The organism is Xanthomonas sp. BRIP62418 (assembly GCF_003993495.1).
GTDB lineage: Bacteria > Pseudomonadota > Gammaproteobacteria > Xanthomonadales > Xanthomonadaceae > Xanthomonas > Xanthomonas euroxanthea.
The window spans coordinates 1-13,699 of sequence record NZ_QEZG01000045.1 but is presented as its reverse complement, the minus strand read 5'-3'; the positions used below and the strand labels follow the sequence as shown (position 1 = coordinate 13,699).

Genomic DNA, 13,699 nt, shown 5'->3' with positions numbered 1-13,699 from the left:
TCGATCGCATTGACTGTAAATTTCACATTTCTGAATTATGTGCTTATTGCACTCTTTCCAGGACACTGTATGATCCGCAAAAATCAAGTGCAAAATGCACATATTGGAGCAGCAATGAAAGACCCTGATGACCTCGATGTGTTGATCTGCGGCGCTGGTGCGGCCGGCTTGACCTTGGCGCTAGAGCTGGCGCGCCGGGGTGTTCGCTTCCGTCTGATCGACAAGATCAGCGAGCCCTTCGGCGGCTCACGCGGTAAGGGCATCCAGCCAAGGACGCTGGAGATCTTCGAAGACCTGGGCATCGCAAACCGCCTGGCAGCTTTAGGTGGTCCGTATCCGCCAGAGCGAACCTACGCTGAAGACGGCAGTTTCACGACCGCCGCCTCCGAACGCCTGGAAGCGAAGACCGCCGAGCCCTTTGCGCAGCCATTGATGGCCCCACAGTTCCTGACGGAACGCGTTTTGCGTGACCGCCTTGCCGAGCTCGGGCACGCTCCGCACTATGGGTGCGAGCTGGTCAGCATGGAGCAGGATGCCACTGGCGTCACTGTAGAGCTGCGCGAAGGGAACGCAGTGCATCTGTTCCGCAGCCGCTACCTGGTGGCGACTGACGGTGGGCGCAGCTTCGTGCGGCAGGCTCTGTCCATTGAGTTCCCAGGCGAGACACTTGGCGTGCGTGCGATCGTTGCCGATGTGGTGATCAGTGGACTGGATCGCGACTACTGGCATCGGTTCAACCAAACGTCAATGGAAACGCAGATTTCGTTCTGCCCACTGGCAGGAACTGATTGGTTCCAGATCCAGGCACCCGTACCACTGGAAGGCGAGATCGATCTGTCGGTCGGTGGACTCAATGAGATGATCACCTCGCGCATCGGCGACCGCGCGATCCGTGTCGAGCAAGTTTTTTGGGCATCGAGCTATTCGATGAGCGCACGATTGGCCGACCGTTACCGTGTCGGACCCATTTTTTTAGCTGGTGACGCTGCGCATATCCATCCGCCGACCGGTGGGCAGGGCCTCAACACCAGTGTCCAGGATGCCTACAACCTTGGTTGGAAATTGGCTGCTGTCATCCGTGGAGCGTCCGAGAGCTTGCTCGATAGCTACGAGCAGGAACGCCGGCCAATCGCTGCCGAAATGCTGGGCTTGTCAGCCAAGCTGCTCGATGCAGCAAAGCAGGGCGACCTGCGCCGTGGTCGGCAGACGCAACAGCTGGACCTGCACTACGATGAGTCTGCGTTGGTTTGGCCAACATCGTCTACGACGGCGATCACTTCAGGTTCCCGCGCACCAGACGCGCCGTTACTCGGAGCCGCTGGACAGGCAACTCGATTGTTCGAGCTCTTCAAAGGGCCGCACTGGACATTGCTGGCTTACGAGATTGCTCCAAAGACGCTGCCGCGTTACTCAGGCGTTCGTACCTATTCAATCGGAACGGACGGTGATCTACAGGATCTGGGTCAGCACATAGAGCGCGCTTATGGTCTTGTAGCGGGCGACCTGGTGCTTGTACGACCGGATGGCTACGTCGCCATTGCCGGCAGGATCGACCAATTGCCACGCATCACCGACTATCTGCATACCGCGGGTGTTCTTCAAGCCTAGCGCATGCCTCTGCTGCCACGCAGCTACCTCATCTGCGCCTTCGATCCCGTATCACCCTAGTTGCACCACCGTCAGTGTGCAGCTCTGATCAGGAACTATCCTTTGAACGCTCGTTTGCATAACTATGTCGTCATCTTTGGCGGTGGCATTGCTGGCGCCTCACTGGCTAAAGCACTGTCCGCGACCCAGCAGGTGACGCTGGTGGACTCCAACGATTATTTTGAAGTTCCCATGTCAACACCACGCAGCCTGGTGGATCCGTTCTTCTCGCACAGTGCCGTGATTCCGTTCGCCAAGGCACTGCCACGGGTACGGCATGTACGTGGCACATTGGAGACAATGACACCGCGTGTCGGCATCGTACGAACACCGGACGGTCAAACCATCAACATCGGTGGAGATGTCAATGTACTTGCAACCGGTAGCGCATTCGCCAATGACTTGATGCGTGGTCAAGGCATGAGCACGGCCCAGCGTAGAACGTTCTATGGCGAGTTCCATGCACGGCTGTTCGCCGCACAAAAAATTGTGTTGGTCGGAGGTGGCCCTATCGGTATCGAGGTAGCTGGCGAGATCGTGGACAAGTATCCGGACAAGCAAATCACCATCGTCGAAGCAGGACAGCGCATCCTGGCAAGCACCTCCGAAGCTGCAGCCCGATTCGCACATGATTTCCTCACTCATAGGGGCGTTGAAATCATCACCAACGATTGCCTTCTCACTGCGGATGGCGCGTCGGATCAGGTCTTCAGCACACCCGGGCAGGCGACAACGCAGAATGGACATATGTTGGAGTACGACCTGCTGATCTGGTGCACAGGTGGGAGTCCTAATACAGCCTACATGCGTCCCCAGCTGGAAACCACGTTGAACGAGCATGGGCGCGTACGCGTAGAGCCGACGCTACAGGTCGTTGGCCACGATACGCTATTTGCCCTAGGCGATATCACCGATCTTGATGAGAACAAGATGGCTTGGCACATCAGTGGGCAAATCGCACCTGCTGCCATCAACATTCGCCGCGTACTGGCCGGGCAACGCAACCGCAGTAAGCTCAAGACTTACTGTCCCAAGACAAACAACGCCAACATGACCGTCACCCTCGGAAGCGGGCAAGGCATCATCCAGCTACGTGGCCTGGGTTTGATCCGTTCGCCGCTGCTGACACGCAAGATCAAGGCGGAACACATGTTGGTGCCTCGATTCAGGAAGATGTTTGGGCTGATGTGAGCATCTCGCTAGCAGAGCCGCATTGTCGAGCTGCGCACAGCTAGTCGACTGTGCTTATTCAGGGTTCTGCGGGACCTCACGCTGGATGTCGTCTGCAAACTTACGCATCAAACGTGCCAGCTCGTCCAGATCATGCTCTTCCCACTCGGAAAAAATCGCGAATCCGATTCTCTTGCGCGCCTTGTCGACGAGGTCGGTCATCTCCTTTCCTTTTTTACTGATCACCGCTTCGCGTACGCGACGATCGAAAGAGTTTTCCCGTCGAATGATCAGATCCTGTTCTTCAAGCTTGGCCACCTGTCGGCTAACTGTGGTGTAATCGCGTCCCACCCGGTCGGCAAGTTCGACAACTCCGATAGGCCCAAATCTCTCTATTAGTACCAACAGCGGAAACTGGGCGCGATCCAATGAAATACCGGCCTCTCGAATGATCGCTTCATCTCGCTGGGGCCTATTCATGACGCCAACGATCTCTAATAACGCCCCGTGAAGCTCTCGGAGTCGGCTCGCGGGGGAATGCTTTTTCTTCATTCGGGTCAAATGGGCATGAGATAGATGCATGATACATGCATATTGCCAAGCCTTTAAAGTCGAGCCTAAAGGGTTAAACCAAGTAGCACCTGCGGCACAGTTGCCATTGCTAAGACGTTCACAGTCGGGCGCCTGGCCAAGCTCCAGGATGGCACGGCCGGCGCGCAGATCTGCTTGCTGCCGGCGCTGACGTGCTAATTTCCGCATTGCCTAAACAAGACTTGAAATTGCCAAGGTACCTGGTCTCTTCCAGAGGATCGACCAAAAAATTGCAGCGCGGTGCACAAGGTAACTTACTTTGGCGGCCGAGTAAGATAGTTCTCGAGAAGCGTTACTAACTCCTCGACAAATATAGCCTCGTCTAGCAATTTTGGTCGCTCTGCGGTAACAGTATGGATGATCGCGTGGGCAGCGATGCTCATCATGTAGGTCGCGAGATCCGGGTCCGGGACATGGTGCATGAAGGGCTCAATGATCTCCAGGAACTGCCTGCGTAGCTGTTCTTTGTCCTCCTCTAGGTAACGCACTGTGCGCGGCAGCTCGTCGTAGATCGCTCGATGTACCGCGGGTGCGATGCGATGTTCTTGAACGGACAGCTCCACCAGCGCCTTCAGAACATCCCGCAGCGAGGGGCGCTTTGGTAATTGTTCCAGGGCTTTGCGTGCATCAGATCGTGTTTCTATGGCGTGTCTACGCTGGAGCTCTGCAATTACCGCTTCTTTATTTGGGAAATATTGATAAAGCGAAGCGATGTTGACTCCCGCTCGCTCGGCAATCGCATTAGTGGTCAGCCCCTCCCAGCCAACCCTGGTCAAAATGTAAGTTGCTGCTTCAATGATCGCGTCCACCGTCGCTCTGGACCGTGCTTGAGCCGGCATCTTCTTGGGTTTCAGTGAAATTTTTTTCATGACATTTGCCGAGCCGGAATGTGAGTTTTATAAATCCAAGTATCAACTTACTATTTGGTCCATGAACACACAAGAGCCGGAGCGTCATTGGGACGCCTTTCAAGCCGCGAACCGCTTTCGCAGGGCGATTCGTAAATTTCAAACAAAACCGATTTTCGAGGAGGATATCTATGCGTTGCTCGAGGAAGCGGCGTTAGCCCCGTCAAGCGGCAATCTCCAGCCCTATCAGCTCCACTGGATCCGTAGCGCGCCTATGAAGAAAAAGATTGCATTGGCATGCAAAGGACAGAAAGCCGCAGCAACCGCAGCGGATTTTGTGGTCTTCGTCGCGAGTCCGGCCCTGGGCAAAAGAACCATCGCAGCGCAACTTGATTACGTCGAACACGAATCGACGCTTGCCTCTGAATCTAAGGCCTACTACCGCAAGCAACTGGGTATGTTTCAGCGCATCTTTGGTATCGGATCGTCGGTGTTGTGGTCGCCGCTGCTGCTGCTTGCGACATTGGCACGTCCGACCTTGTCCTTGTTGCCTGTTGGTCACACCGGCGGTCGCCACTGGGCCGCGCGCAATGCGATCTTCGCCGCCCAGACGCTCATGCTTGCAGCCGCTGCAAAGGGAATCGATTCTTGTCCGATGGAAGGATTTTCAGCTGGCGATGTCGCCAAAGTGCTGGAGCTTCCCAGAGGGTCGGTCATACCGCTGGTCATCGCATTGGGTTATCGCGCGGATGACGCAAGAATCGAACAGCGATGGCGTCTTCCTACTTCCGAATCGGTCATTCGTCATTAACTAATTCGGCGCGGAAAAGGGCGAACTGCTGGATGTGCGAAACCACGCCCCTTCATTTGGCAGCGAAATGCATGGCGATGATGGCTCTAGCAGACTTCCGTAAATCAATTGACGCCACCGAAGCCCGATCGACAGGCTTTCGCCGAGATTAGACGCTGACTTCTCAGGTCTTCACACAATGACTCCAATACAGAATAAATACGCCCGCAGTCCTAGTGGCAACGCATGTTGTCGCCTAGTTGGGCGGTCACTGCCGCTTGCACTCACCGCGCTGATGCTTGCCATGACCGGCTGCGCGTTACAGCCCGCGTACGTCATGCCTGACCTGCCGATGCCTGAGAGCTGGTCGGTTGCGCCGTCTCAACCAGGTGAGTACACGGATTTGCATGAACATGCATGGTGGCGCGAACTGGGTGACATGGCGATCGATAATTTGATCGAGGCGGCAATCGCCGACAACCCTTCGCTTCAGGAAGCTGCAACACGCATCGATGAAGCCAGAGCGACACTGCGCGTCAGCGCAGCGTCCAGGGCGCCAGCGGTCGATGGCAACGTCAGCATCAGCAGAGCCAAAGGCCTGAACAACTCGCAGCCGTCGGCCGGCGAACGCATCTTGAGCACTTCGACTGCGGCGGGCCCGACGCTCAGCTGGGAGCTTGATCTGTTCGGACATCTACGGTATTCGATCGAAGCGGCACGCAGCCGCCTCGACGCACGGACCGCCGATGCGGCCTCCACGCGTCTTGCGCTTGCTGCGGAGGTCGCCGACGGCGTGCTGTCGCTGCGTGCGTGTGAAAACACCAGAGGGGTCTATCTCCAGGACATCGCCTCCCGCGAAAAGACCCTGGCGTTGACCCGCCTGCGTATCAATGCCGGCTCTGCCGCTCCGGTCGACGATGCACGCGCGGTAGCGGGCCTCTCCACATCACGCGCTAGCCTGGCGAGCCAGCAGGAACAATGTACGCGGCAGGTCAATGCCTTGGTCGCCTTGAGCGGGAGGGATGCAGCGACGGTACGAACAATGGTTGGCGTCGTCGACCGTGCGGCCCACGCGGCAGCAATCTTCATGCCACAACCACCCGTGTCCGCGCCCAATCTGCCGGCGACAGTGCTGACCCAGCACCCCGATGTGATCTCGGCCGAGCGGGAAGTTTCCGCCACCTGGGCGGAGATCGGTGCAGCCCGTGCGAACCGTCTACCGCGCATTAACTTAGCCGCGGCGCTGACCGGTCAATGGATTCGCGCCGCCGGATCGCAACTGGACACTACCGGTTGGTCGATTGGACCCAGCGTCACAGGTCCGCTGTTCGACGGTGGAGCAGGGGCAGCGAACGTCAGGGCCGCCGACGCGCGGTATCGCCGGGCGGTCGCGGCATTGGACAGCACGCTGCGCACGACGGTACAGGATGTGGAAAACGCATTGGCTGCGCAGGCCTCCGCTGCCTCCAGGCTCGCTTCGACCCAGGCCGGCGTGCGCGCCGCCGGCCTCACGCTGCAGGCATCTGAGGCGCAATGGAAGCTGGGTGCGGTCAGTCTCTTCGAACTTGAGGACACCCGCCGTCAGTTCGCATCCGCGCAGGATGCCGAGATTTCTGCTCGCCGCGACCAGGCACAGGCCTGGGTTGCGCTTGTCAAAGCGACCGGCGGCGCCGTGGTTTTCACTTCGGACATCGCATCCCATGACTAATTCCTCTCACGCTCGACCTCGTTTTGGTCGCACCTCAGCCATCGCTGCCGGACTATGCACCGTGGCAGTGCTCGGCAGCATTTTTCTACTAGCTCCCCGATCCGCCGCGACCCAGCCACCACCGACCTCTATTGCTGCGTTGACGGTGACCGCCGCCGAGGTTGCACAGGCGCGCTGGCCCATCACGGTCGAGGCCAGCGGTGCGATCGCCCCATGGCAGGAAGCGGTGATCGGCGCCCAGGTCTCCGGCCTGCAACTGGCCGATGTTCGCGTGAATGTTGGTGATCAGGTCCGGCGTGGACAAGTACTCGCCAGGTATGACGCGGCATTGCTTCAGGCCGACGATGCCCGACTTGATGCGGCCTGGAAGCAGGCAGATGCCAACCGTGTCAGAGCGCTGCAGCTGCAAGGCTCAGGCGGTATCAGCGAACAAGACGTGCTGCAATACGTGACTCAGGCCGACATGGCTAAGGCTCAACTTCAGTCCACCCGGCTACAGGTGCGTTATGCCGTCGTCACGTCTCCCGACGATGGCGTCATCAGTAGCCGTAGCGCGACGGTAGGCACCGTGTCAGCGACCGGACAGGAACTGTTTCGCGTGATTCGTCAGAATCGGCTGGAGTGGCGGGGCGAAATGACTGCTTCCCAACTGGTCAGGCTTGCACCAGGTCAGCCGATCGAGGTGATCTTGCCGGATGGCAAGAGCGCGATCGCCAAGGTGCGACAGGCCGCTCCCAGTTTCGATAGCCAGACCCGGCTAGGTATTGTTTACGCCGATATCGCGCCCGGTAGCACTGCCCGCGCCGGCATGTATGCGCAAGGCAAGGTGACCCTGGCCGAAAGTCCTGCCCTGGTCGTGCCCGCCACCAGCGTGGTGATCCGGGATGGTCGCAGCTATGCGGCGACGTTGCTGGCTGGCGATCGGGTTCGCCTTCAGCCGGTGAGCGTCGGTCGTCGTCAAGGGGACGCCGTCGAGATCGTGTCAGGGCTGCATGCCGGCGAGAAGATCGTCGCGCAAGGCGCCGGCTTCCTCAACGATGGCGATCTGGTGCATGTGACAGCGGCGCCTGCAGCGGCGAGGAGCAAGTCATGAACTTTGCCACCTGGTCGATCCGCAGCCCGATCCCCGCGATCCTGTTGTTCATCCTGCTGTCGCTTGCCGGCGTCCTTGGCTTCCGAGCATTGCCCATCGCCAACATGCCCGATCTCGATCTGCCTACCGTGGTGATATCGCTGGTCCAACCTGGTGCCGCACCAGCACAGCTTGAAACAGAGGTCGCACGCAAAGTGGAGGATTCGTTGGCAACGCTGTCGGGCATTAAGCACATCAGCACCTCGATCGTCGATGGCCAGGTAAGCATCAATGTCGAGTTCATTTTGGAGAAGAAGCTTTCCGATGCGTTGATCGAGACCAAGGACGCGGTGGACCGGGTGCGCTCGGACTTACCTACGGATCTGCAGCAGCCCTCTATTAGCGCTGTGCGCGTCGGTAGCGATGAGGCAACCTTGCTGTACGCGGTTGCGTCTTCACATCTGGATGAAGAAGCGCTGTCGTGGTTCGTGGATGACACCGTCAACAAGACCATACTGGGCGTTCCAGGCATCGGCAAGTTTGAGCGCGTTGGTGGCGTACAGCGACAAGTGCGTGTAGAGGTGGACCCTGCACGCTTGTCTGCGTTTGGTGCTACTGCTGCTGACGTGTCCCGTGCGCTGAAGAGCGTGCAACAGGAATCTTCCGGTGGCCGTGGGCAGGTCAACGGCAACGAGCAAGCCGTCAGAACCATCGCAACCGTAAAGCAAGCCGATGAACTCAATCATCTTCCCGTGGTGCTGGAGGATGGGCGGCGCATCAATCTGGATCAGATTGCTGTTGTAAGGGACACCACTTCAGACCGCACCCAGATAGCAACACTGGATGGTAAGGCAGTGGTCGGTTTCCGGATTTTTCGGGCAAAGGGTTTTGATGAGACGCAGGTAGCTTCAGGCGTTTCCGATGCCCTAAACAGCCTGCATGCTGCCGACGGGACCCTCAGGTTCACTAAGGTCTCCGGTACGGTCGACTACACGCATGAGCAGTACGAAGGCTCCATGCACATGCTCTACGAAGGCGCATTATTGGCTGTACTGGTGGTGTGGTGGTTCCTGCGTGATTGGCGTGCGACGCTGATCTCTGCCTCCGCGTTGCCACTGTCGATCCTTCCTACATTTGCAGCCATGCATTGGTTGGGCTACTCGCTCAACACGCTCACCCTGCTTGCTTTGGCCGTAATCGTGGGAATCCTGGTGGATGACGCGATCGTCGAGATCGAAAACATCGAGCGCCATAGCCGCATGGGCAAGCCCATCAAACAGGCGGCCGGCGAGGCGGTGACCGAGATAGCTCTGGCCGTGATGGCCACCACGATGGCCCTGGTGGTAGTGTTTCTGCCGACCGCCATGATGAGCGGTGTGCCGGGGTTGTTCTTCAAGCAGTTCGGTTGGACGGCGGTGGTGGCTGTGCTGTCCTCCCTCTTGGTGGCGCGTATCTTAACGCCCATGATGGCGGCTTACTTCCTCAAACCGCATACACAGTGTGTGGAGGAAAAAGACGGCACATTGATGACCCGCTACCTGGGTTGGATGCGCTGGTGTCTAGATCATCGCCGCCTCACCCTGATTGGAACCGTTTGCGTGTTCGCGACCACAATTGCGGTGGTGCCGCTGCTCAAGACCGGACTGATTCCTGCGTCGGACAAGGGCTACAGCAACATCAACGTGGAGTTGCCGCCGGGCAGCAGCCTTACGGCCACGCGCGCAACGGTGGAAGCGGCCACCCGCGCAATCGAAAAGATTCAGGGAATCGATCATGTGATGGCAACGGCCGGTGTCTCGCAGCCCGCCGGACATGGCCAAACCCAAGCTGGCGAATTGCGCCGCGCAACTATGACGCTGGTGCTTTCGGCGCGCGGTTCACGCCCGGCCCAGATCGAGATCGAGAGCCAAGTGCGCGCAGCGTTGCATGGGGTGCCCGGTGCGCGCTTCTCCATGGGCACGGGAGGCTTAGGCGAAAAAATGTCGCTTATCCTGGCCGGAGACGACAAGGCTGCCTTGAAAGCCAGCGCGCAGGCACTGGAGCGGCAATTGCGTGATGTGCCGGGCTTGTCCAACATCACCTCGACCGCCAGCCTTGAGCGTCCGGAAGTTGTTGTGCGGCCTGACCCGCAGCGTGCAGCGGAGCTGGGAGTCTCCACCGCAAGCATCGGCCAAACGGTGCGCATCGCGACCAACGGCGATTTTGACGCCCAGATGGCAAAGCTCAACCTCGACAACCGCCAGGTCGCAATCCAGGTGCGCATCCCGGATGCCTCGCGACAGGACATAGACACTATATCTAATCTAAGAGTTCACGGACGCAATGGGTTGATTCCCTTATCGAGCGTTGCCGACATCACACTTGAAAGTGGCCCGACCCAGCTTGATCGCTATGATCGACGCCGATACGTCAACGTCACTGCCGATCTTGGTGGTATGCCTCTAGGTCAGGCGCTATCTATGGCCAAAGCCTTACCCGCCATCCACGCGATGCCCTCAAGCGTCAAACTGATCGAAACGGGCGATGCGGAAGTGATGGCAGAGCTCATGCAGGGCTTCGGTATGGCCATCGTGATTGGGGTGCTGTGTGTCTACTGCGTCCTGGTGCTGCTGTTCCACGACTTCTTTCAGCCATTGACCATTCTTTCGGCAATTCCACTGTCCGTTGGCGGTGCATTCGTGGCGCTGCTAGTGAGCCGAGGCATGTTGAGCCTGCCGTCCATGATCGGGCTGGTCATGCTGATGGGCATCGTCACCAAGAACTCCATTCTATTGGTGGAATATGCTGTGATAGGGATCAAACAGCATGGATTGTCGGTTCGTGAGGCACTGGTTGATGCCTGCCACAAGCGAGCTCGTCCAATTATTATGACGACCCTGGCTATGATTGCGGGCATGTTGCCGATCGCTCTGGGATTGGGCGCCGATGCCAGCTTCCGCCAACCGATGGCGATCGCAGTGATCGGCGGACTAATCACGTCAACCGCGTTGAGTCTGTTAGCAGTGCCAGTCGCCTTCACTTATATCGATGATCTTGAGCGTGTCTTGTCTCGATGGCTAGGCGCCAAAAATCATCGGTCAACTGAACAGCAGATCCTTCATTGAGATGGTGATTTCGCCAAGCGGCAGCATCAGCAATGCACGCTGTTTCTCAGCCTTTTTCCCGTCCGGAAGCGCATGGTCATTTTAAAACGAATATTCGAAAATCTATTTTTTGGACTAAGAAACGCAAGACATTCGGACAACGGCAAGACTCTCTATTCGAGGAAAAGCACGCTCGCAGAAATTAAATCTAACTGCAGCGTGTAATAAGCCATACGCTGGACGCTATCACCAACGCCATGGATGTAAAACTCCACATCAGTGAATTTTTATAGCCAATTTTACGCAATCATTATTTATCACTAAGTTGTTGCAAACCTTAAAAGTCACGCAAAGGTTTAATTATGAGTGAAAAAAAGAAACTTTTACTTACTGGTGCTAGTCGAGGAATTGGCCACGCCACGGTTAAGCATTTCAATGCAGCCGGGTGGGAGGTTTTTACCGCTTCCCGTCAAGATTGGGTTGCTGAGTGCCCTTGGGCAGAAGGCCTGCTTAATCATATTCACCTCGATTTGGAGGATATCAACAGCGTTGGCGATAGCATGGCCGCTATTAAAGAACGAATGGGAGGGCGGTTGGATGCGCTAGTGAATAATGCGGGCATCTCGCCGAAAGGGCCTGGGGGAACTCGGCTCGGCGTGCTGGAGTCTGATTACGCCACCTGGATCAAGGTTTTTAACGTTAATCTTTTTTCCACAGCACTACTTGCTCGAGGCCTTTTCGACGAATTGAAAGCCGCTAAGGGAGCCGTTATTAATGTGACCTCTATCGCGGGATCCCGAGTGCATCCATTTGCGGGCGTCGCGTATGCAACCTCGAAGGCAGCCCTTTCTGCTCTAACTCGAGAAATGGCCTTCAGTTTCGGTCGACATGGAATAAGGGTCAATGCAATTGCCCCAGGAGAGATTGACACCTCAATTCTGTCGCCGGGCACCGTCGATATCATTGATCGGCAGGTCCCTATGAATCGCTTAGGAAAGCCAGAAGAAGTTGCATCACTGGTTTATTTCCTCTGCACCAGCAGCGCGTCCTACGTAAATGGTGCAGAGATTCACGTAAACGGTGGTCAACATGTGTGAGAAATTGACTGTCGGTTTCTGGCGTAAATATAGTAAGCGATTAGGCGCGCCGGGGGATCCGTAGAGTGACGAAATATCATCATCATCGGACGGGCCCCACAACTCCGAAAATTGCTTGTTTCCTGCCCTGATTAGTAGGTATAGCCAACGCGGGCAAGATCGGAGATGGAAATGCCTAAAAGGAAGATCTGCCCCCAGCACACTGAGCTGCTAGGACGCGACTGTCGCTTCGGAGGCGTGAGGCCCGCAGGGACTAGCAAGAAAGTGGGCCCACGTGCAGTGGAGGAATGGACGAGCACTGGGTGTGCGTTTCAGGCCAGGTGCGGCCGCGCCCCACCCGCGGCAAGCCCTACACGTATGCCGGCGCAGGCCGCGTTGGCGGCTGCCTCCGACTGCAACAGCATTCGGTCGCCAACCAGACCTGAGGGACGTAGCAGCAGGATGTCCCGAGGAACTGCCGCAAGCGGCAGGCCCAGGAACTGCAGCAGCGGGATAGGAAAGGCTCGCCCACTTAAATTCGACCAACCGTACCGTAGGGCTCGGCCGGCTGCTAGTGGCCCTAATCTTAACTCGCCTTTTTCCTGAAGCCGACATGTCGCAAAGCAGGCCCATTTTCGGCCGGGAGCGGATGCCGGTCCGAAAGGCGGGGAAGGGCACGGGGGTAAACGATATTAGGATCAGGAAGACTTATGCGACTACGTCAACTGCGGGCAGGGATGTAACATAGGAGACAGTTTCAGTGGCCAGAGGCATCACCGAATCCGAAATGCACGGCGCTGCCTGTGCACTTGCAGATGGCGAGCGACCCACGGTCGAGCGCATCCGCGCCCATCTGGGCACGGGGTTACCGAACCGAGTTGTTCGCTGGCTGGAGACTTGATGGCAGGTTTTGGGTTCTCGTTGATCGTGCATCCCTCCTAGACGCCCGAGAAACCTTAGAGCGAGATCGGTACATCATGCAGGCCGAACTTGCCCGGCTGAAAGCTTGACCCACGAGGCTCACCAAGCGGAACAGCTCGCTGCCACAAGGGCCTCAGAGCTGGAGCGTCTTGTTTGGCCAGCAGCGCGACGCCTTAGCTTTGCGTGCCACCCGGTGCAGAAGGCACCAGTGAAACGCTGCAGATCCAGCTCCAGGAATTGCAGGATGCGGGCGCGTGCCGAACGCGACACTTTGAGCCAACACATGCGCACCACTGAAGACCGGGCACATGCTGAGATCGACAGTGCGCGTCAGGAGTCCAAGCAGGCCAGGCAGCAGCTTGCTACGAGCCGGCGGGAAGCAGCCCTGACTGAACGCCAGCTTGAGGAAACGCTAGAGCGCGCACAGGGCAATGTTTCCGAGCTCCGCCAAGACCTCACGATCCAGCAGGCAAGCGCCGATGCACTTGAGGCACAACTGGCCAAATTGAACGGTCTGCCGGCAGCACTCGAAGCAGCCTGGCAGCAACATGTTGGACGGAGTCAGTTCAAGCGCCCAGAAGCTATGAGTTCTAATGGTGCCGCGCTGAATGCGCGTGAGCACCCAGGCGTTACTTAGGATCGTGTCCCGTAGGAGAGAAAGTCCTTTGTACACCGCACTCTAAAGTGCGCTCGCTATGTCCTTGATTTTTCTTAGCACTCCTCATTTTGGAGCATGTAACAGTGCGTGAGCCTGTGCACTCTCGATGAACCATCCTTGCGCGCTACGCATTCA

At 57.6% G+C, this 13,699-nt stretch carries 10 protein-coding genes; 8 read left to right on the top strand and 2 right to left on the bottom strand.

Annotated features, from left to right (window positions below; translation table 11 throughout):
* Positions 1 to 69 precede the first annotated feature (69 nt).
* Complete coding sequence (locus EO174_RS16030; protein ID WP_241240030.1) at positions 70 to 1,608, top strand: FAD-dependent oxidoreductase; 1,539 nt, start codon at positions 70 to 72, stop codon at positions 1,606 to 1,608.
* Positions 1,609 to 1,710: 102 nt separating this feature from the next.
* Complete coding sequence (locus EO174_RS16025; protein ID WP_126945842.1) at positions 1,711 to 2,838, top strand: FAD-dependent oxidoreductase; 1,128 nt, start codon at positions 1,711 to 1,713, stop codon at positions 2,836 to 2,838.
* A gap of 54 nt (positions 2,839 to 2,892) precedes the next feature.
* Here EO174_RS16025 and EO174_RS16020 read toward each other — a convergent pair whose 3' ends face one another.
* Positions 2,893 to 3,576, bottom strand: coding sequence for a MarR family winged helix-turn-helix transcriptional regulator (locus EO174_RS16020; RefSeq protein ID WP_241240029.1), 684 nt, complete (start codon positions 3,574 to 3,576; stop codon positions 2,893 to 2,895).
* Positions 3,577 to 3,662: 86 nt separating this feature from the next.
* Positions 3,663 to 4,277: a TetR/AcrR family transcriptional regulator gene (locus tag EO174_RS16015; protein WP_104582591.1), complete on the bottom strand. Its 615-nt coding sequence runs from the start codon at positions 4,275 to 4,277 to the stop codon at positions 3,663 to 3,665.
* Here EO174_RS16015 and EO174_RS16010 point away from each other — a divergent pair.
* From EO174_RS16010 to EO174_RS23075, 6 genes are all read left to right on the top strand, one after another.
* Positions 4,276 to 5,067 (top strand): nitroreductase family protein, encoded by a 792-nt coding sequence (locus EO174_RS16010; RefSeq protein WP_206515079.1) that lies wholly within the window; start codon positions 4,276 to 4,278, stop codon positions 5,065 to 5,067. The genes EO174_RS16015 and EO174_RS16010 overlap by 2 nt on opposite strands.
* A 274-nt stretch (positions 5,068 to 5,341) precedes the next feature.
* Entirely contained in the window at positions 5,342 to 6,754 is a 1,413-nt protein-coding gene (locus tag EO174_RS16005) for an efflux transporter outer membrane subunit (protein WP_241240028.1), read from the top strand.
* A complete protein-coding gene (locus EO174_RS16000; RefSeq protein WP_104582590.1) occupies positions 6,747 to 7,847 on the top strand; it encodes an efflux RND transporter periplasmic adaptor subunit in 1,101 nt (366 codons plus the stop codon). The genes EO174_RS16005 and EO174_RS16000 overlap by 8 nt, the downstream gene beginning before the upstream one ends.
* Positions 7,844 to 10,930 (top strand): efflux RND transporter permease subunit, encoded by a 3,087-nt coding sequence (locus EO174_RS15995; protein WP_126945839.1) that lies wholly within the window; start codon positions 7,844 to 7,846, stop codon positions 10,928 to 10,930. The genes EO174_RS16000 and EO174_RS15995 overlap by 4 nt, the downstream gene beginning before the upstream one ends.
* A gap of 341 nt (positions 10,931 to 11,271) precedes the next feature.
* The gene (locus EO174_RS15990; RefSeq protein WP_104582588.1) at positions 11,272 to 12,006 is read left to right on the top strand and encodes an SDR family oxidoreductase; all 735 of its coding nucleotides are present in this window, start codon (positions 11,272 to 11,274) and stop codon (positions 12,004 to 12,006) included.
* Between the two features lie 1,183 nt (positions 12,007 to 13,189).
* Positions 13,190 to 13,543 (top strand): hypothetical protein, encoded by a 354-nt coding sequence (locus tag EO174_RS23075; RefSeq protein WP_206515078.1) that lies wholly within the window; start codon positions 13,190 to 13,192, stop codon positions 13,541 to 13,543.
* Positions 13,544 to 13,699 lie beyond the last annotated feature (156 nt).